The following is a 21,019-nucleotide window of genomic DNA, read 5'->3' on the forward strand; positions in this document are numbered from 1 at the left end:
CATTTATTTTCAAATTCATGTAACTATTAAGATTGAACGGGAGGTTTTTTATGTCCGAAAAGAAAAAAAGGGGCAAAGAATTTGATAATCCGTACTCTGTTGCGAAAGCAGTTACAAAGGGAAATATATTGACAAAGCTTTCCATGGTTGTACTCGGACTCGGAAACATTGCACATCATCAGATAATAAAGGGTCTTGGCATGCTTGCCATTGAAATTGCTTTTATCGCATTTATGGTGCTTGAAGGTGCAGGCTATATTGTAGATCTTGTTCACCTTGGAGGACAGGAGCAGCAGAAGGTATGGAGTGAGGCAAAGCAGATTTATGAGTATACAAAGGGTGATAATTCACTTCTTATGCTTTTGTTTGGTGTGGCTACATGCTTTTTAGTTGCTGCATTTATTATTTTCTGGCGTGGAAGCGTAAAGAGTGCATATAAAATGCAGTGTCTGTCAGAGGCTGGTAAAAAGATTCCTACTTTTAAGGAAGATATCAAGAGTCTTTTTGACAAAGATCTGCATCGTACACTTCTTACACTGCCAATTCTTGGCATACTAATTTTCACAGTTCTCCCACTTGCATTCATGATTTGTATGGCATTTACAAATTATAGTAAAGTAGATGCTCATACAACAATCTTTAATTGGGTAGGACTGGCAAATTTTGCGAAGGTATTAAATATTGGTGATTCCATTGGAAGTACATTCTGGTCAGTACTTGGTTGGACTCTTATCTGGGCTGTAGCAGCGACTTTTAGTAACTATATCTTAGGTATGATTCTTGCAATTGTCATCAACCGTAAGGGTACAAGATGTAAGGCATTCTGGCGTTTTTGCTTTGTACTTTCAGCAGCAGTTCCGCAGTTTGTTTCACTGCTGTTAATGAGAACGATCTTTAGTCAGAATGGTATTGTAAATACGCTATTATTAAATGCAGGCATCATTGAAAAGGCTATTCCGTTCTGGTCAAATACAACGCTGGCACGAGTGATGGTAGTTGTAATCAATATCTGGGTTGGTATTCCATTTACCATGCTTCAGGTAACTGGTGTTCTTCAGAATATTCCGGCAGATTTGTATGAGGCGGCAACAGTGGATGGTGCAGGTCCGGTGAGAACATTTTTCTCAATTACACTGCCGTATATGCTGTTTGTAACAGGTCCATATCTTATTACAACCTTTACTGGAAATGTAAATAACTTTAATGTAATTTATCTGCTGACAGGCGGAAATCCTACACCTGTAGGATCAACAGCAGGAAGGACGGATCTTCTCGTTACCTGGCTGTATAAGCTGACAGTTGATAACCAGTATTATAATCTTGGTGCAGTCATTGGTATTTTGACCTTCTTGGTTCTGGCCGTTGTATCACTGATCACGTATCGGAATACAGGTTCCTATAAGAATGAGGAGGGCTTCCAATGATGAAAAAGCAAAATACTGCTTCGGCAAAAAGCAAAAGATTTATTACAAACACAATAGTTCATGTGATTCTTGCTGTTTTGGCAGTTATTTGGGTCATTCCGATTGCGTGGATTATTATGATCAGCTTTAGAGGAGAGAGTGGACAATATATTTCCACACTCATTCCGAAGACATTTACACTGAACAACTATAAGAAGCTGTTTACAGATACGCAGATTTTAAATTTTCCGCAGATGTTTATTAATACACTTATCATCTCAATTTTCTCTTGCGCAATCTCTACCTTCTTTGTTTTGTCTGTATCATATTGTATGTCACGTATGCGTTTTAAGATGAGAAAACCGATGATGAACATTGCACTTGTTCTTGGTATGTTTCCGGGCTTTATGTCAATGATCGCTGTTTACTATATTTTAAAGTCAGTTGGTCTGTCAGAGGGTGCGATGATTCGTGTAGCATTAGTGCTTGTATATTCTGGCGGTGCGGGCTTAGGCTTTTATATTGCAAAAGGCTTTTTTGACACTATTCCAAAGTCTATTGATGAGGCTGCTTATCTGGATGGTGCGACAAGATTTCAGGTGTTTACAAAGATAACTATTCCGCTTAGTAAGCCTATTATTGTCTACACGATCCTGCAGGCATTTATGGCACCATGGCTTGATTTTATCTTTGCGAAAGTAATTTGCCGTGCGAATGCAAAGTACTATACGGTATCAATTGGTCTTTGGAACATGCTTGAAAAGGAATATGTAAACAGTTGGTTTAACTGCTTCGCAGCAGGTGCCGTGCTGATTTCCATTCCGATTGTCATTTTATTTATGTCAATGCAAAAATGCTACCAGGAAGGTGTATCAGGAGCTGTTAAGGGATAAAAACGGAGAATGTCTATGGAAAAGAAAATCCCAAAAAGTGTGTTGGCAGTGATGTTTGTATCGGTGCTGTCTGTTTGTCAGACAGTGCCGGCAAACGAATTAGCAAAAAAAGAGCAGTGGGAGTATGCCAGTACAACACCTGATGGCAAATATCCAGAGCTTGTAACATACACGCTTGGAAAAATGACTGGAGCAAATAACTCCAATCTTCCTAAAGGTGAGACTTACGAGAACAATGCTTATACGCGTTATCTGCGTGAGTACTTTAACATTCAAAATAAGGATGTATTTGAGGAAAAGAATGATCAGTATAATGTCAGTGTGTCAGTGGCTATGTCTTCTGATAATCTTCCAGATTTAATGCTTGTAGGGAGTATTGAGGATTTGCGCCAGCTCGTAGCGCTTGATTTGATTGAGGATTTGACAAAAAGTTATGAAAATTGTTTGACAGACCGAATCAAAGATATTTATGCAAGCTATGGAGAGGGCATAATAGATGGTGTTACCTTTGATGGAAAAATAATGGCAATTCCAGAGACAAATATTGATGATGGTCCAAACCTTTTATGGCTAAGGCGCGACTGGATGGATAAGCTAGGTCTTGAAAGTCCTAAAACAATAGAGGATGCAGAGGCAATTGTTCAGGCATTTATAGAGAAGGATCCTGGTGAAAATGGAGAAGGCAAGACAGTTGGTTTTGTATGTGATCCGGAGTTATCGGGTGAGTGCGGCTACAGCAGCGAATATTTGATGGATATTGTGTTTGCAGCAAATGGTGCCTATCCGAAACAATGGATTGAAGATGAAAATGGAGAGGTCTCTTACGGATCAGTTTTGCCGCAGGCAAAAGATGCATTGGCTAAGCTTAAAAGCATGTATGAGCGCAATATATTAGATCAGAATTTTTTGCTTCGTACCTCTGTAAACAATATTGAACTCATAACGAAGGGACTTTGCGGATCATTTTTTGGACCTTGGTGGGCAGCGAATAATCCACTTATGGAAGCTATTGCAGCTAATCCCGATGCTGTTTGGGAGCCATTTCTTATTCAGACAGATGACGATGGAAGCACAAGCTATTATTCACAAAATCCAACTTACAAGTATGTTGTTGTGAGAAAGGGTTATGAACATCCTGAGATCGCCTGCAAAATTATAAATGGATTGTTTGATTATGTGCGCTATGATGGAACATATAACAGTGAGTTTGAAGAATATTATCAGAACAATGTAGACCCAACAGCCAGACCACTTGCAATCAATGTTGATTACAGCTATGCGCTGACAAAATGTTATCACGAATTAACAGATGTGCTTTCAGGAAAAAAAGAACCAGAAGATCTTGATTTATTGGAGTATTCATATTATAGATCCTGTAAGGCCTATCTGGATAACACAGATAGTGCTACGCCAGAGGAGTGGGCGGCATACACCTCCCGAATCACAGCCTGCTCTTTGCTGGCGGATGCAAAAACAAATAAGGTTGAATCACTTTATTTTGATGAGACAGAAACTATGGGCACGCAGTGGTGGAAGCTTCGCCAAATAGAAAAAGAATATTACCTTCAGATCGTCACAGGAGAGCGTGACATTGATGCATTTGATGAATTTGTCACCAAATGGTATGAAAATGGAGGCGAGACTATCACGCAGGAAGTCAGGGAGGCTGTACATTAACAGAATAACCCCACAAGGCAAACTTTGCTTTGTGGGCTTTTCTTTTTGCAGATGGTACGCTATAATAATAAAAGCTGGTTTCAGTAAAAATTATGACATGGTGCATAACACATAAAATGTCAGTAAGGAGTGGACTATGGTAGATCGCGTAAAAGGAGTAGAGAAGGTAACTGATAATCCATTTTTAAATCTCTATAATTTTGATGTTGAAAAAAGAAATGGAAAAACAGGCAAATATTATGTGGCATCCAGAAAGAAGGATCCAACGCAGCTTAAAGCAGCAACTCATAAAAATACATCTGATGGTGTAATTATTTATAGTGTATATGGAGAAAAAAAGGATAAAATAGTGCTTATAAAGCAGTTTCGTTATCCAATCAATGCGTATGTGTATGAGTTTCCGGCAGGACTTGTAGAGCCAGGTGAGGAGATGGCACAGGCAGGTATACGTGAAATTTACGAGGAGACAGGGCTTGTTTTCGAGCCAAAGGTTACAGAAGGTGCATACACAAGACCATTTTTTACGACAGTCGGTATGACAGACGAAAGCTGCGGAACAATCTATGGCTACTGTAGTGGAACGCCAACAAACGAGCACGAGGAAGAATCAGAGGATATCGAGATTGTATTAGCAGACCGTGAAGAATGTAAGCGCATTTTAAAGGAAGAAAATGTAGCAATTATGTGTGCATACATGCTTATGCACTTTATTCATACCAAAGGAGATCCACTGGCATTTTTGGATGAGCAGTAAGAAAGTGTAATTGCCTTGATGTTTTTCATGAACCGTGGTATGATAGCCTTGTTTCGCAAAAATATAAAAAAGCTCTTTTAATGTGTAAAGTTGGAAAGAGAGGCAAATCATGAAAGAGGTAAAAACAGGACTTGTTCTTGAAGGCGGTGCCATGAGAGGAATGTATACGGCAGGTATTCTGGATGTTTTGATGGAAGAAAAAATCCAGGTGGACGGCGTGATTGGAGTTTCGGCGGGAGCTGTATTTGGCTGTAACTATAAGTCTGGACAGATAGGAAGAACTCTGCGTTACAATATGAAGTTTTGTGGTGATAAGCGTTATGGCACACTTCATTCACTTTTAAAAACAGGTGATATTTATGATGTTGATTTATGCTATCATCAGATACCAGAGATTCTTGATCCATTTGACAATGAGGCATTTGCCAAAAATCCAGCAGAATTTTTTGTGGTTTGCACAGATGTGGAAACAGGAAAGGCTGTTTATCACAAATGCACAGATTGCGGCAGAGATGATCTTAAGTGGATGCAGGCATCTGCATCAATGCCGCTTGTATCAAAGGTGGTAGAAATAGATGGATATAAGCTGCTTGACGGCGGCGTTGCCGATTCTATTCCGATCATGTGGTTTCGCAGACAGGGATACAAAAAAGATCTTGTCATTTTAACAAGACCTGAAGGGTACCAAAAGAAAAAAATGAAATTTCAAGGTGCCATAAACAAAATCCTTCATCGTTATCCAAATCTGGCTAAGGCGATGGCACACCGCTATGTGATATACAACAAAACACTAAAGAAGATTGATGAATTAAAGGAAAAAGGTGAAGTCATGGTGCTTCGCCCAAGTCGTCTGATCGAAGTGTCAAGACTTGAAAAGGATCCAGAAAAGTTAAAAGCATTGTATCAGCTTGGCCGAGAGGATGCAATGAAAAATTTGGATCAGATTCACGCATTTTTAAGTAAATGAGCCGCATAGGCGGCAGAATGGGAGGGCAGTATGGTAGCACAAAAATATAAAGACATGCTTCAGAAAAAATCAGTGATCCGTACATTATCCGAATTTGCAACAAAGAGAGGACAGGAGATTGGATACGAGAACGTTTTTGATTACAGTTTAGGAAATCCATCCGTTCCTGTTGTGCAGGACTACACAGACAATACTATTCGCCTACTTCAGACAAAGACATCGAGCGAGCTTCACGGCTACAGCCCGAGTGTCGGACTGCCTTCATTTAAAGAAAAGGTGGCTGCATCGCTTAACAAGCGTTTTGATATGAACTATACAGCAAATCATATTTTTCCAACCTCAGGAGCTGCGGGAGCCTTAGCTCATGCACTTCGTGCAGTAACATCTCCGGGAGACGATGTGCTTACATTTGCACCGTATTTTCCAGAGTATAACTGCTATGTAGGCATGACAGGAGCAAATCTGAGAGTGGTACCTGCAAACACAGCTGATTTTCAGGTGGATTTTGAACAGTTTGAAAAGATGCTGACGTCAAATGTGTCAGCTGTTTTGATCAACACACCGAACAATCCATCTGGTGCTGTATACTCAGCAGAAACGCTAAAAAAGTTGGCGCAGCTAATGGAAGACAAGCAAAAAGAGTATGGCCATGATATTTTTATAATCTCCGATGAGCCATACAGAGAAATCGTATTTGATGGAAAGAAAGCACCATATGTATCAAAATTTTATGACAATACGCTTTCATGCTATTCGTTTTCCAAGTCACTTTCTCTTCCAGGTGAGCGTATAGGTTATGTTGCTGTTAATCCAACATGTACCGATGCTGATTTGTTAGTGCCAATGATGTCACAAATCTCAAGAGGAATCGGACACAACTGTCCATCATCACTTATTATGATGGGTGTGGAGGATGTGTTAGATGAGACGTCTGATATGACTGTTTATGAGACTAACATGAATCTGCTCTATGACAAACTCATTGAGTTAGGATTTTCCTGTGTGCGTCCGTCAGGAACATTTTATATTTTCCCAAAGGCTCTTGAGGAGGATGCGGTGGCATTTTGCAACAAGGCATTAAAGTATGACCTGGTATTAGTTCCAAGTGATTCCTTTGGATGCCCTGGATATTTTCGTATGGCATACTGCATCGATACAGAGAAGGTTGTGCGCTCACTCGATGCATTGGAGCGCTTTGTAAAGACAGAGTATCCGGACAGATAAGTCAGGCAAACAAAAACGTAATAAACAAGGAGTGTTTCGAATGAACAAAAAAGAAGTATCCGAGATAAAAAGTCTTTTTAAGAGAGACGGCGGTGCAATTGACCGCATTTGCGGCTGCCTGATAGATGGTGAGCAGCAGATCCGCATGACATTTAGCGATATGTTTTTGTCGCTGTCACAGGAGGAAATCGACAAGTATTTTGAAATTTTCCGAAAGGCGCTTTCTGGAAGTCTGGGTAAAAATCTTCATTCACTCGATTACACGCTTGATCAGGAACTTTCGGGGGAAGGCCATAAGCGTTTGATGCAGCTAAAGGCGACTGGATTAAAGGATGAAACTGTTTTAGAGGAGTTTTACAAGTCGGTAGCAGAGACATATCATTTTGGTGAAAGCTACTATGTAGTTATGATCCATTGTAATTATGACGTTCCGGGAAGAGGAAGCGACAACTTAGATATGGATGATGCTTCAGAGGAGGTATATGAATTTATCCTTTGCTGCATCTGTCCTGTTAAGCTGTCAGAGGCTGGTTTGTGCTACAATACACAGACAAACCGCGTCGAGGAACGTATGCGTGATCAGTGGATAGAGGCTCCTGTAAATGCCTTTTTATTCCCTGCATTTGACGATCGCAGCAGTAATATTCACAGCCTTTTGTATTATACAAAAAAGACAGAGGAGCTTCACGAAGACTTTATCAATGATTGTATCGGTGGTCCGGCACCTATGTCCTTTAAGACGCAGAAGGCTGTATTTCAGGAGATCATAGAGGAGACTGTCGGAGATGTTGTAAACTATGATACTGTTTGCCAGATTCAGGAGAATCTGACGGAGCTGATTGAGGAGCATAAGGAAGAGCCGCAGCCTTTCAAGCTTCAAAAATCAGATGTAAAAAAGCTTCTTCAAAATAGTGGAATCAAAGAAGAAAAGCTTGAAAATTTCGAGCAAGTCTATGAGGAGACTGCAGGAGAGGATGCTTTCTTTCAGGCGGCAAACTTAGTTGAGGCAAAAAGCGTTGCCGTCAAGACTCCGGATGTGACAATAAAGGTCAGTCCGCAGCGCATGGATCTTGTACAGATCCAATTAGTAGAGGGACGCCGCTGCATTGTAATTCCGATGGAGGACGGCGTACAAATTAATGGAATGAATGTAACTATGGAGGGTACAAATGGAACAGATTGAGAAGATCTTTAAGATCAGGGAGAACCATACGACAGTGAAAACAGAAATCATTGCCGGTTTGACCACATTTATGACGATGGCGTACATCATCGCCTTAAATCCGAATCTTCTGACTGGATTTGGTGCAGAGGGACAGAATTTATGGAATGGTGTATTTTTAGCGACTTGTATCGCATCCTTTATCGGTATGATGGTAATGGCGTTTGTTGCAAATAAGCCATTTGCCATGGCTCCTGGTATGGGATTAAACAGCTTTTTTGCTGTAGTTGTTGCCAATATTGTTGGTATGACGGGCATGAGCTATCTGGAGTCTTTCCAGTCAGCACTGTGCATCATTTTACTTGAAGGAATTATCTTTATTATCCTGTCTGTATTAAATATTCGAGACAAGATTGTAAATGCGATTCCGCTTGGTGTTCGTCTTGGTATCTCCCCGGCAATCGGTCTTATGCTTTTAAATATCGGTGTTGGTTCCAACGCTGGTATCTATTCAGAGAATGGCGGACCATTCTTTGTAATGAGAGATTTTTTTGGTGCGTTGACACCGAGTGTTGCTCAGGATGCAATGGGAAGCGGCTACACCCAGATGGTTCTGACAGTAGTAACTATGTTTATCGGTTTATTTGTTATCATCGTTCTGGCACAGAAGGGTGTAAAGGCAGCTGTAATTCTTGGTATGCTTGCAGCATCTGTTATTTACTGGGCAGGTGAGGCAATCTTTCTTGGAACTAATCCATTTGCAGGTCTTGAGGGTGCAAGCTTCGTACCTCCATTTGCAGATATGGCAGAGACAACTCTGTTCCATTTTGATTTTGCCGGCTTTGTAAAGATCGGCTGGTTCACAGCAATCACACTTATCATTACCTTCTGCATTATCGATATGTTTGATACCATCGGAACACTTGTTGGTACTGCATCACGTGCAGGTATGGTTGATAAGGACGGAAATATGCCGCAGATGAAGGAAGCACTGTTAGCAGATGCAGTTGGAACTGTAGCAGGTGCGATTACTGGTACCTCAACAGTCACGACATTCGTAGAGTCTGCATCTGGTGTTGAGGCAGGCGGAAGAACTGGTCTGACTGCATTTACAACTGGAATTTTATTCCTGGCATGTATGTTCATCGCACCAATCGCAGCAATTATCCCGGCAGCAGCAACATCTTCAGCACTGATTTATGTTGGTATCCTGATGATCTCTGGTCTGTCAAAGGTAGATTTTACTGATATCTATCAGACTGTTCCAGCAGCAATCATGTTAATCTCTATGCCAATCTCCGGATCTATCGGACATGGTATTGGTCTTGCACTGATCTCCTATACAATCATGAAGGTATTCACCGGAAAGGCAAAGGACGTATCTGTACTGACCTATATTATTTCAGCAATCTTCTTATTAAAGTTCTTCTTAGTAGTTTAAAAATAAAAAAGCATCGCCATCGAAAGGTGGCGGTGCTTTTTTTAAAAAAACTAAAAATAATTAAAGCTCAACAATAACCTCAACCTCGCAAAGAGCGCCCTTTGGGAGAACAGCCTGTACGCAGGAACGTGCTGGCTTGTTGTTTGAAAAATACTGAGCATATACTTCATTAAAGTTTCCAAACTCCTTCATATCAGCGATGAAGCAGGTTGTCTTTACAACATTGTCAAATGTTGCACCGGCATTCTCAAGAAGTGCCTTAACATTCTCCATCACCTGCTTTGCCTGCTCAGCAACAGTTGTGCCAACCATTTCGCCTGTAGCAGGATTAAGTCCAATCTGACCAGAGCAGAAAAGAAGATTTCCTGTCTTTACAGCCTGACTATATGGGCCAACTGCTGCTGGTGCCTTATCTGTATGCATGATTTCCATAATAAAAAACCTCCTAAAAAATTGTTTCTAGTTTTTATTATAAGCGTTGAGGTTCTGTTTGTAAATAAGGAACTGTAAAACTAAAGTTTTTATAAAAATATTGGGTTGCGCTTGAAGAAAAAAATAGGCAATGTTACAATGGAATAAGTAAAAAGAGAATAAAAGAAATGGAGAATATTATGGAGCAGTCATATGTAATTTTGAAAGATGTGCGAAAAACATATCATATGGGCGAAGTTTCAATTAATGCAGCAGATGGCGTGAATTTTGAAATAAAAAAAGGAGAATTTGTAGTGATTGTCGGTCCGTCTGGTGCAGGAAAGACAACCATATTAAATATTTTAGGCGGAATGGATACTGTTACGAGCGGAGAGGTCATTGTAGATGGTGTTCATATCGAGTCTTTTAAGAACCGTCAGCTGACAAAATATCGCAGAGAGGATATTGGATTCATTTTCCAGTTTTATAATCTTGTTCCGAACTTGACAGCAAAGGAGAATGTTGAGCTTGCACTTCAAATCTGCAAAAATCCAAGAGATGCAGAAACAGTATTAAAAGAGGTTGGACTTGGAGAGCGCTTAAACAACTTTCCATCACAGCTATCAGGCGGCGAGCAACAGCGTGTTTCAATTGCCCGTGCACTTGCAAAAAATCCCAAAATGCTTTTATGTGATGAGCCGACTGGTGCGCTAGATTATGTAACAGGAAAGCAGATTTTAAAGCTTTTACAGGATACGTGCCGCAAGCAAAAGATGACTGTTCTTGTAATTACGCATAACTCTGCAATCGCGCCAATGGCAGATCGTGTGATCCGTATTAAAAACGGAAAAGCAGCCAGTGTGTGCACTAATCCATCTCCTGTGTCAGTAGAAGATATTGAGTGGTAATAAAGGGGGGAATATATGGCAAGAAAAAAAGCATTAAATAAAGATATACGGGTGGAGATCAAAAAAAGTCTTGGCCGCTACATTTCAATTTTTTTGATTGTTGCACTGGGCGTATCATTTTTTTCAGGACTTCGTTCAACGGAAAGTGATATGCGTTATACAGGAGATGCGTTTTCAGACGCAAGCAACTTGATGGATATTCGTGTGATAAGCACGATGGGTTTGACAGATGATGATGTAGAGGCACTTTCACAAATAGAAGGCATATCAGGCGCAGAGCCAGGGTATATGAAGGATGTAATCACAAAACAAAATGAGACAGATTACGTAGTTGAGCTTTTATCCATGCCAGAAAAAATGAATCAGATTCAAGTGACAGAAGGCCGTCTTCCTGAAAATGAAAATGAGTGTCTGCTTGATAATCGTCTGAAAAAGGCATTTGAAGTAAAAGTAGGTGACACGATTTCATTTGTATCAGGAACTGATACTGAGCTTAGTGAGGATTTGACGCAGACAAGCTATACAGTCACTGGATTTGGTGACAGCCCGCTTTTCATTTCCATGGAGCGTGGAAGCAGTATGATAGGAAGTGGTCAGATTAATGGCTTTGCAATTGTGCAGAAGGATGTGTTTACACAGGATTATTATACTCAGATTTATCTTACTGCAGCCGATGCTTTTGATGAGATAGCATTTACAGATGCATATACACAGGCAGTAGAGCCAGTGCAAAAGCGAGTGGAAGCACTTGAAGAAGAACGATGTCAGGCACGATATGATGAAGTGACAAAGGAGCCGAGGCAAGAGCTTAATGATGCAAGAAAAACCTGGCAGGAAGAAAAAGATAATGCTGACAGTGAGCTTGATGATGCCAGAGCAAAGCTTGATGATGGCTGGGCGCAGCTTTCAGACGCAAAGGATCAATTGGCTGAGGGCAGAAAAGAATACGAGCAAAATTATGAGACAACAGTGGAACAGTTAAAACAGCAGCAGGCTCAGCTCGATGCTGGAAAGGCCATGATGAGCGAGGACCAGATTGCGCAGGCACAGGGACAGATTGATGCGGCGTATGCGGCGCTTGACGAGGCAAAAAATACACTTGATCAATCAGAAGCACAGATAAAAGAAAATGAGGAAGAACTTACAAAACAGGAAGAAACTTATGAGAGCAGTAAGGCAGAGGCCAAACAAAAGCTAGATGATGCATGGAAAGAGATTGAAGATGGTCAAAAAGAGCTTGATGATATCAAGATGCCGACATGGCAGGTAATCAATCGTGAAAGTCTTCCAGGATATACTGATTATGGCAGCAATGCTGAGCGTATGGGGGCAATAGGAAAGGTATTTCCAGCAATCTTTTTCTTAGTTGCAGCACTTGTTGCATTGACAGCCATTACACGTATGGTAGAAGAGCAGCGTACACTTATTGGAACATACAAGGCTCTTGGCTACAGTAAGGCAGCTATCGCAAAAAAGTATCTTCTTTATGCGCTTTCAGCAACACTAGGCGGCAGTATTGTTGGTGTGCTTATTGGTGAAAAACTGTTTCCATTTATTATCATCATATCGTACCGCCTTATGTATGCATCATTATTAAAGTTAGTAATTCCATATAATTGGTATTATGCAATTTTATCTACTGCGCTTGCCGTGTTCAGTGTTACATTTGCTGCGCTTGTGGCATGCTACAGAGAGCTTTATGCGCAGCCGGCAGTACTTATGCGCCCAGTAGCACCAAAGCCAGGAAAGCGTGTTTTATTAGAACGGATTGGCTTTATTTGGAAACATTTGTCCTTCTCACAAAAAAATACATTTAGAAATCTGTTCCGTTATAAAAAGCGTCTGATTATGACAGTTTTTGGAATAGGATGTACAACAGGTCTGATGGTTGTTGGATTTGGTCTTAAAGATTCTATTATGAATATTGCATCGCTTCAATATGATAATATTCAGCTGTATGATGCGATGGCAGCATTAAATACGGACGAGACAGACAAACTAGATGATCCAGATAAAACACTTAATGAAATCATGGAAAATGAATCAGGCATTGAAACGTTTGCAAAGGTCAGCATGAAGTCGATGGATATTTCATCTGGTTCAAATGTTCGAACTGCTTACACTGTTGTATGTAAGGATGCGCAGGCATTGGAATCCATGATGGTTTTTCAGAGTCGTACAACAAAGAAAACATATGAACTGACTGATGATGGTGTCATTTTGACAGAGCAGATGGCAGAAGCGCTTGGTGTTGGTGAGGGAGATACTGTGTCAATAACAAGCGGTGAAAATGAACCAGTCACAGCAGTTGTCGCACATGTTATGGAAAATTATCTGATGCATTATGTTTATATGACAGAAGGCTGTTATGAAAAAGTGTTCCAGACTGAACCAGAATATAATATGTATTGGTTAAAGCTAAATAAAGACGGCCGCGCAAATGAAGATGCGTTAGGACAGCGTCTTATGGAGCATGATGAGATTTTAACAGTTACTTATGTTAGTACAACAAGAGAGATGATTGATGGCATGTTAAGCAGTCTGTATATTATTGTTGTAGTGCTCGTGATTTCAGCAAGCCTTCTGGCATTTGTTGTAATCTATAACTTAAATAACATCAATATCAGTGAGAGAAAACGAGAACTGGCAACAATCAAGCTGCTAGGTTTTTATGATTCTGAAGTTGCCATGTATGTCTACAGGGAAAATATCTGGCTGACTTTAATTGGTGCCTTTGCAGGAATTTTTATCGGAAAGGTACTTCATGGATTTATCATCAAGACAGTACAGGTTAATCAGGTCATGTTTGGACTTGATATTTCTGTGCCAAGCTATATCTACAGTATGGTACTCGCATTTATCTTCTCAATGGCTGTAAATGGTGTTATGTATTTCCAACTTAAAAAGATAGATATGATTGAATCATTAAAGAGTGTGGAGTAAGCCTAGGGTCAAAAACTCTAAAAACCGTTCGTGCTTGCACGATAAGGTTTGTGAGTTTGAGACCCGCAAAACCATGAGGATGCAGCGATTTTCAAAGAAAATCAGCGAATCCGAATGGTTTTAGAATTGCGAGAATTGCGAAGCAATGAAGCAATTCGTAGGCTTATAGTAAGCCACGCAAACAAGAAAGGAAAAATATGCCGAAGAAATTTTATGCCGTCCGCAAAGGACGTAAGACCGGAATTTTTACCACATGGGACGAGTGTCGTGCGCAGGTGCATGGCTTTCCGTGTGCGGAATATAAAAGCTTTCCAACAATGGAAGGCGCAAAAGGATTCATGGAGCTTGGGATGGAAGGTGAAAATAAGCTGCCATTCGATGAAGATACTAAACAGCCATCTAATAATATAAATTCGTCAATTGCTACAAACCAAATCACACAGAACATATCAAACGAGCCAGAACTAGTTGCATACGTCGATGGCAGCTACGATCAGTCCACCAAGCGTTTCTCCTATGGAATGGTAATATTGGAAAATGGCGAAGAAAAAACCTTTAACAAAAGCTTTTCTGATCCAAGCCTTGCAGGTATGAGAAACGTAGCAGGTGAGATCATGGGAGCCAGAGCCGCTATGGAGTATGCCATTGCAAATAATAAAAAGCGATTAGTCATTTATCACGATTATGAAGGTATCGCAAAATGGCCGCTTGGTATATGGAAAACAAATAAAGAAGGAACAATAGCCTATAAAGCTTATTACGACGAAGCAAAAGAAAAAGTCTCAGTTCGATTCCAAAAGGTGACAGGTCATTCAGGAGACAAATATAATGATTATGCTGACAAGCTTGCAAAGCAGGCGCTGGGGCTGGAGTGATTGTAAGTGTAGCTGCAAACACGGTAGAGCAGTGGCTGCAGGAAAAGACAAATGCGTAAGTAAGCTAACAAAAAATATATATAAACATATTTAGAGGGCAGACATCTGGTATGATCTGCCCTCTTTACTAAAATGAAAAATTATATTATTATAGTAGCATGGTCAAAAGTTAAAATCTATCTGACAAAAACCTTGAAAGGGGGACTCCATGGACTTTTTGGAAGCACAAAATTATCTGGAAAAGGTGCGAAGTCAAAAGGAAATCGTTCTGGGACTTGACACAATGCGCCATCTGATGGCTAAACTTAATAATCCGCAGGATAAAGTCAAATTTATTCAGGTTGCAGGAACAAACGGCAAGGGATCAACAGCTGCCTATCTCACTTCAATCTTATCTGAGGCAGGAATTAAAGTAGGAAGATATACATCTCCGGCTGTATTTTCAAGCACAGAGCAGTATTTCGCATGTGGAAGCTGTATAAGTGAAAGCGAATATGCAAAAGGCGTGACAGCAGTGGCAGAGGCTGCAGCAAGTCTTGACGGCGAAACACCTACTGCTTTTGAACAGGAAACAGCATTGGCATTTTGGTATTTTGCCCAAAAAGGCTGCGAGCTGGCAATTTTAGAGGCAGGTCTTGGCGGTGACATGGATGCTACAAATATTGTGACAACAACGGTATGCAGTATCATAACATCAATCAGCATGGATCATTGCCGTATCCTTGGAAATAAGATCAGCGAGATTGCAGCACATAAGGCTGGTATTATAAAGCCGGGTGCACCCGTTATTTGCATCGAGCAGAAGGAAGATGCGATGGAGCCAATTCGTGCAGCAGCAAAAGCAGCAGACACGCCGCTTTACGAGGTACACCGCGATGAGGTGCGTCAGATATTTTCTGATAAGCGAGAGAGCATTGTATTTTTTCGAGAATTTGAAAATCTGCATTTAAAGATGCTTGGAAGTTGTCAGCCTGAAAATGCTGCACTTGCCGTACAGGCAGCAAGCGTACTTAGCCGCAGCTATCCAATTGAAAAAAAGCACATTTATGATGGAATTGAAAAAACACGCTGGGGCGGACGCTTTGAGCTTCATAGCGGTTCACCTGATATAATATTAGATGGTGCGCATAATCCAGATGGCATAAGACGCCTTCGTGAGTCTGTAAATCAAATGTTTGGTGCAGTGCCGATTTGCTATGTCTGTGGTGTTCTGGCAGATAAAGATTACGAAAAAGAAATTGAAATTTTATTTGGCCGCGCATCAAACGTGTTTACTGTGACACCGCCATCACCAAGGGCAATGAAAAGCACAGATTTAAAAGCTGCAATTAAAAAGCGTTTTTCACAGTTAAAGGTCATTTCATTTGACAGTGAGGATGGTATTGAAAAAGCAATGGAAGCGGCTGTATCACAGAACAATCCAGTGGTTGTGTGCGGAACCCTTACAATTCTTGCAAGGGTAAAAGAGTGGATGAATTGCAATAACCGGCTGTAAACAAACAAAATAGAGACGAGGAATTATGGATAAAGAAAAGATTGAACAGGCTGTGCGCTTGTTTTTAGAAGGAATCGGTGAAGATCCAAACAGAGAGGGACTGTTAGGAACTCCCGACCGCGTTGCACGTATGTGCAGCGAAATATATGGCGGACTGGGGCAGGATGCAGGACAATATTTGCATACAACATTTGAAGCAAAGAATAACGAGCTGATATTAGAAAAAGATATTGATCTTTATTCAGTGTGTGAACATCATTTACTTCCGTTTTATGGAAAAGCACATATAGCATATATCCCAGATGGCAGAGTTGCAGGACTTTCCAAGCTGGCAAGAACAATAGAAGTATTTGCAAAGCGCCCACAGATTCAGGAGCAGCTGACAGCTCAGACGGCTGATGCACTTATGGAACATTTAAAGCCAAAGGGTGTTATGGTTGTAATAGAAGCAGAGCATATGTGCATGACAATGCGCGGCGTGAGAAAGCCAGGTACCAAGACGTTAACATATGTGTGCAGAGGCGTCTTTGAAAATAATGACGAGCTGATCAATCGTGTTTTGATGATGGTTCGCTAAGTTGGAGGAAAAAATGAGAATAGGAAACAGAGACTTTCAGACAAACGGTCATACCTACGTAATGGGAATTTTAAATGTTACACCAGACTCATTTTCAGATGGTGGACGCTGGAATCATATGGACGATGCACTTTTTCATGCACAGCGCATGATTGAAGAAGGTGCAGATATCTTAGATATTGGTGGCGAATCGACAAGACCTGGTTATACACGAATTTCAGACGAAGAGGAAATTTCTCGTGTGGCACCCGTTATCGAGGCATTAAAGAAACGTTTTGACACTCCGCTTTCCGTGGACACCTACAAATCTGGTGTTGCAAGTGCAGCGATTGCGGCAGGAGCTGATCTGATCAATGATATCTGGGGATTAAAGGCAGATAAAAAAATGGCAGAAGTGATTGCAAAGGCAAAGCTGCCGTCATGTCTTATGCATAATCGAGAGACAATGGATTATAACAACTTTTTAGAGGATGTTGTATCAGATTTGCAGGAGACATTAAATATTGCAAAAAAAGCAGGAATTTCAAAGGATACCATTATACTCGATCCTGGTGTTGGTTTTGCAAAAAATTATGAGCAGAATTTAGCTATCACAAATCATCTTGAAGTATTAGATACACTTGGCTGCCCGGTTCTTCTTGGAACAAGCCGCAAATCAATGATTGGACTGACACTTGATTTGCCATCAGACCAGAGAGAAGAAGGCACTATGGTAACGACCGTCTGGGCAGTACAGAAAGGCTGCATGTTTGTACGTGTCCACAATGTACAGGCAAATGTGAGAGCAATTAAGATGGCAGAAGCACTGCTTAGAAACTAACGCTACATGATATTGGAAAAACATTGCTTTAAATTTAATAATTAATATAGAAGGAAATTTGATAGAGAATGGATAAAATAGAAATCAAGGGGCTTGAAGTATTTGCCCATCATGGTGTATATGAAGAGGAGCAGCGTCTAGGACAAAAATTTGTTGTGTCAGCTGTTTTATCTCTTGATACAACAGCAGCTGCACAGACAGATGATCTTGATAAGACAGTAAATTATGGAGCAATCTCAAGACAGATCACGCAGATTTTGCAGCGTGAAAACCATAAGCTCTTAGAGCGTGCAGCAGCAGTTACAGCTGAAGAAATTTTGCTGACAAATCCGCTCATTAACGGCATCACAATCAAAATTGAAAAGCCGTGGGCGCCTGTTGGTCTGCCGCTTGAAACTGTGGCAGTCGAGACAACAAGAAAGTGGCATACTGCATATATTGCGCTTGGCTCAAATCTTGGAGAAAAGAAAAACTATCTTGATGTTGCCATTGAAGAATTAAAAGCAGTAAAAGGCATTGAGATAGAAAGTGTTTCCGACTGGATTGAGACAGAGCCGTATGGCTATCTTGATCAGCCAAATTTTTTAAATGGCTGTGCATGCCTTCGTACCTGGCTGGAGCCATTTGCACTTTTAGATGTGCTTCAGAGTATTGAAGCAAAGGCAGGACGTGAGCGCAAGATTCATTGGGGACCGAGAACACTTGATTTAGATTTGCTTTTCTACGATGATCAGATCCTTGGAACAAAGAGACTGATTGTACCGCATCCAGAAATTGAAAAGAGAAGTTTTGTGTTAGTGCCGATGGCACAGATTGCACCATGGCTTCGTCATCCGGTAAGTAAAAGCACGATCAAACAGCTGCTTGAAGAATTGAACGCAGAGCAGTAAATAAGAAACAGTTCACTGTGAGAAGCATAGTTGCTTGCAAAATAGCATTAACAAAAATACAGGTTATAAGTGAGGAATAAAAAATATATGTTAGATTTATCAGAATCAAGAGCACAGATTGACGTGATAGATAAAGAAATCACACGCCTGTTTCAGAAACGAATTGATGTCTGCAGGGATGTAGCCGCATACAAGATACAGAATAATAAAAAGGTGCTTGATAAAACAAGAGAAAACCAGAAGCTAGAAGCTTTGTCAAAGCTTGCAGAGGATGGTTTTAAAGAACATGGCATCTGCGATTTGTTTACACAGGTCATGGCAATTTGCCGCAAGCGTCAGTATCAGATCATGAAGGAAGAGGGCGTTGCTCAGCCGGTTCCATTTGACTGTGTGGATGAGATTGACAAAATAAATGCAACTGTCGTATTTCAGGGAGTAGAAGGAGCATACAGTCATGCTGCTTCCATGGCATATTTTGGAGACTTGGCAACATATTTTCATGTGCCAAACTTCGAGGAGGTCATGAAGGCAGTTGCAAATAAAGAAGCTGATTTTGGCGTGCTGCCTCTTGAAAATTCCAGTGCCGGACAGGTTGGTGATGTGTATGATCTTTTGACACGCTACGATAATACTATTGTAGGCGAGTATTATCTTCCTGTACGTCATTGTCTGCTAGGATTAAAGGGTGCAGACATAGATAAGATTCAGACAGTTTACTCTCATCCGCAGGGACTTATGCAGTGTGGAAAATTTTTAAATGAGCACTCATCCTGGCAGCAGATCAGTCAGGCAAATACGGCAATGGCTGCACAGAAGGTCATTAAGGAAAATAATCCAAAGACAGCTGCAATAGCAAGCGAAACAGCGGCAAAGCTGTATGGATTAGAGATTCTTGAGGAAGGAATCAATGACAACAAGACTAATACAACAAGATTTATTATTGTAAGCAGAAAAAAATGCTACCGCAGGGATGCATCAAAGATTTCTATCATGTTTGAGATTCCTCATGAGAGCGGAAGTTTATACACGATTTTGTCTCATATGATTTATAATGATTTGAATATGACAAAAATCGAATCAAGACCAATTCCAGAGCAGCCATTTGAGTATCGCTTCTTTGTTGATTTCGAAGGAAATCTTGCCGATGCAGCTGTAGAAAATGCGATTCTTGGCATCAAAGAGGAGGCTGCACGCTTGAAAATCTTGGGAAACTACTAAAAACATAGAAAAGTTTCAAAAGTAACGAATTAATTATTATAGAAAGCATCAGGGGATTTGACATGAACAGATTATTATTATACAGAAACTTTGAACACGAAGATCTGGTTTACCAGATGAGAACATTGGCAAAAAAGGCACAGATTGATGCGCTTACCGAGGATGATTTAGAATGCTATGAAAACTGCATCCATCAGATGATCGAGATGGCAGCAGCCTATGGACTGCAGGAAAATCTGTGGCACAGTGTACTTGCCTGTATATTGGCAAATGCAGAAAATGCGTTTTCTAAGGCATGTGAGAAAAAGGGTCTTCCGCAGGGAACATTATCAAAGCTTGTTCTTCCAGATATTTCATTTTGGAAAGAAATGTTTGCAGTAAGCCTTGAAGATTTAGACCGTGCATTTGGATGCAGCTTGGCAGCTCTTTTGGAGAATTATGTAAACTCTAATACAAATGGTCATGTATTTAACAAGCGTATTCGCGACAGCATCACAGAGCTTGGAAAAAATCTTGGTGCATGTGACAGTGAGGAAGATTTTTTACATACGCTGACAGATTTTTATCGCGATTATGGTGTTGGAAAGCTTGGTCTTCATAAGGCATTCCGCATAGGCCAGGATAATGATGGAGAGCCAATCATCGAGCCAATCACATGTACTGAGCATGTGCATTTAGATGATCTTGTAGGTTACGAGCGTCAGAAGAAAAAGTTAGTTGATAATACACTTAGTTTTGTTAATGGACAGGCCGCAAACAATTGCCTTTTGTTTGGTGATGCCGGAACAGGAAAATCCTCTAGCATAAAGGCAATCATGAACGAGTTTTATTCTAAGGGACTTCGTCTGATCGAGGTGTATAAGCATCAGTTCAAAGATTTGCCAAAAATTATTTCTCAGATTAAAAGCCGCAATTATAAATTCATTATTTATATGGATGATTTGTCATTTGAGGAGTTTGAGATCGAGTACAAATATTTAAAGGCTGTTATCGAGGGCGGTCTTGAGACAAAACCAGATAATGTGCTGATTTATGCTACAAGTAATCGTCGTCATTTAATTAAGGAAAGCTTCGATGATGTAAAGGATTATAAGCCAGAGCTTCATTCTTCAGATACAGTGCAGGAAAAGCTGTCTTTGGTGGCACGTTTTGGCGTAACAATCTATTATGGTGCACCAGAAAAGCAGGAGTACGATGATATTGTGATCAATCTTGCAAAAAAGAATGGCATCGAAATGGACACAGACGAGCTTTTGTTAGAGGCAGGCAGATGGGAATTAAATCATGGAGGCAGAAGCGGAAGATGTGCACAGCAGTTTATTATTTATCTGCTTGGACAAAAGGCATTAAAAAAACAGTAA

18 protein-coding genes are annotated in these 21,019 nt (G+C 40.6%); 17 read left to right on the forward strand and 1 reads right to left on the reverse strand.

What is annotated here, in order from left to right:
* Positions 1-50 precede the first annotated feature (50 nt).
* The 8 genes from WJP93_RS02145 (at position 51) to WJP93_RS02180 (ending at position 9,521) form a co-directional block, all read left to right on the forward strand.
* Entirely contained in the window at positions 51-1,424 is a 1,374-nt protein-coding gene (locus WJP93_RS02145; RefSeq protein WP_337546629.1) for a sugar ABC transporter permease, read from the forward strand.
* Complete coding sequence (locus tag WJP93_RS02150; protein WP_308731989.1) at positions 1,424-2,296, forward strand: sugar ABC transporter permease; 873 nt, start codon at positions 1,424-1,426, stop codon at positions 2,294-2,296. The genes WJP93_RS02145 and WJP93_RS02150 overlap by 1 nt, the downstream gene beginning before the upstream one ends.
* 15 nt (positions 2,297-2,311) lie before the next feature.
* Positions 2,312-3,973: a peripheral protein gene (locus tag WJP93_RS02155; protein ID WP_337546631.1), complete on the forward strand. Its 1,662-nt coding sequence runs from the start codon at positions 2,312-2,314 to the stop codon at positions 3,971-3,973.
* 136 nt (positions 3,974-4,109) lie between these two features.
* Positions 4,110-4,727 (forward strand): NUDIX hydrolase, encoded by a 618-nt coding sequence (locus WJP93_RS02160; RefSeq protein ID WP_118613995.1) that lies wholly within the window; start codon positions 4,110-4,112, stop codon positions 4,725-4,727.
* Positions 4,728-4,836: 109 nt separating this feature from the next.
* The gene (locus WJP93_RS02165; protein WP_066562831.1) at positions 4,837-5,694 is read left to right on the forward strand and encodes a patatin family protein; all 858 of its coding nucleotides are present in this window, start codon (positions 4,837-4,839) and stop codon (positions 5,692-5,694) included.
* Positions 5,695-5,724: 30 nt separating this feature from the next.
* On the forward strand, positions 5,725-6,918 hold the full coding sequence (locus tag WJP93_RS02170; RefSeq protein ID WP_337546634.1) for a pyridoxal phosphate-dependent aminotransferase: 1,194 nt from the start codon (positions 5,725-5,727) through the stop codon (positions 6,916-6,918).
* Positions 6,919-6,958: 40 nt separating this feature from the next.
* Complete coding sequence (locus WJP93_RS02175; protein WP_066562826.1) at positions 6,959-8,101, forward strand: DUF4317 domain-containing protein; 1,143 nt, start codon at positions 6,959-6,961, stop codon at positions 8,099-8,101.
* Positions 8,088-9,521 (forward strand): NCS2 family permease, encoded by a 1,434-nt coding sequence (locus WJP93_RS02180; protein WP_337546635.1) that lies wholly within the window; start codon positions 8,088-8,090, stop codon positions 9,519-9,521. The genes WJP93_RS02175 and WJP93_RS02180 overlap by 14 nt, the downstream gene beginning before the upstream one ends.
* A gap of 60 nt (positions 9,522-9,581) precedes the next feature.
* Here WJP93_RS02180 and WJP93_RS02185 read toward each other — a convergent pair whose 3' ends face one another.
* Positions 9,582-9,953, reverse strand: a complete 372-nt coding sequence (locus WJP93_RS02185) for a RidA family protein (RefSeq protein WP_066562820.1) — start codon at positions 9,951-9,953, stop codon at positions 9,582-9,584.
* Between the two features lie 167 nt (positions 9,954-10,120).
* On the opposite strand from WJP93_RS02185, the gene WJP93_RS02190 reads away from it, so the two are divergent.
* The 9 genes from WJP93_RS02190 to WJP93_RS02230 all read left to right on the forward strand — a co-directional run bounded on the left by WJP93_RS02190 (position 10,121) and on the right by WJP93_RS02230 (position 21,019).
* A complete protein-coding gene (locus WJP93_RS02190; protein ID WP_337546636.1) occupies positions 10,121-10,840 on the forward strand; it encodes an ABC transporter ATP-binding protein in 720 nt (239 codons plus the stop codon).
* Between the two features lie 15 nt (positions 10,841-10,855).
* Entirely contained in the window at positions 10,856-13,783 is a 2,928-nt protein-coding gene (locus WJP93_RS02195) for an FtsX-like permease family protein (protein WP_337546638.1), read from the forward strand.
* A 197-nt stretch (positions 13,784-13,980) separates the two neighbouring features.
* A complete protein-coding gene (locus WJP93_RS02200; protein WP_337546639.1) occupies positions 13,981-14,658 on the forward strand; it encodes a ribonuclease H family protein in 678 nt (225 codons plus the stop codon).
* A gap of 208 nt (positions 14,659-14,866) precedes the next feature.
* Complete coding sequence (locus WJP93_RS02205; protein WP_337546641.1) at positions 14,867-16,153, forward strand: folylpolyglutamate synthase/dihydrofolate synthase family protein; 1,287 nt, start codon at positions 14,867-14,869, stop codon at positions 16,151-16,153.
* Between the two features lie 22 nt (positions 16,154-16,175).
* Positions 16,176-16,730, forward strand: coding sequence for a GTP cyclohydrolase I FolE (gene folE, locus WJP93_RS02210; RefSeq protein WP_066562812.1), 555 nt, complete (start codon positions 16,176-16,178; stop codon positions 16,728-16,730).
* Positions 16,731-16,743: 13 nt separating this feature from the next.
* Entirely contained in the window at positions 16,744-17,550 is an 807-nt protein-coding gene (folP, locus tag WJP93_RS02215) for a dihydropteroate synthase (RefSeq protein ID WP_337546643.1), read from the forward strand.
* 68 nt (positions 17,551-17,618) lie between these two features.
* Positions 17,619-18,440 (forward strand): 2-amino-4-hydroxy-6-hydroxymethyldihydropteridine diphosphokinase, encoded by an 822-nt coding sequence (folK, locus tag WJP93_RS02220; protein ID WP_118614015.1) that lies wholly within the window; start codon positions 17,619-17,621, stop codon positions 18,438-18,440.
* A gap of 87 nt (positions 18,441-18,527) precedes the next feature.
* A complete protein-coding gene (gene pheA / locus WJP93_RS02225; protein WP_066562807.1) occupies positions 18,528-19,658 on the forward strand; it encodes a prephenate dehydratase in 1,131 nt (376 codons plus the stop codon).
* A gap of 62 nt (positions 19,659-19,720) precedes the next feature.
* The gene (locus tag WJP93_RS02230; RefSeq protein ID WP_262538952.1) at positions 19,721-21,019 is read left to right on the forward strand and encodes an ATP-binding protein; all 1,299 of its coding nucleotides are present in this window, start codon (positions 19,721-19,723) and stop codon (positions 21,017-21,019) included.

The organism is Anthropogastromicrobium sp., from assembly GCF_037349415.1.
Classification (GTDB): Bacteria; Bacillota; Clostridia; order Lachnospirales; family Lachnospiraceae; genus Anthropogastromicrobium; species Anthropogastromicrobium aceti.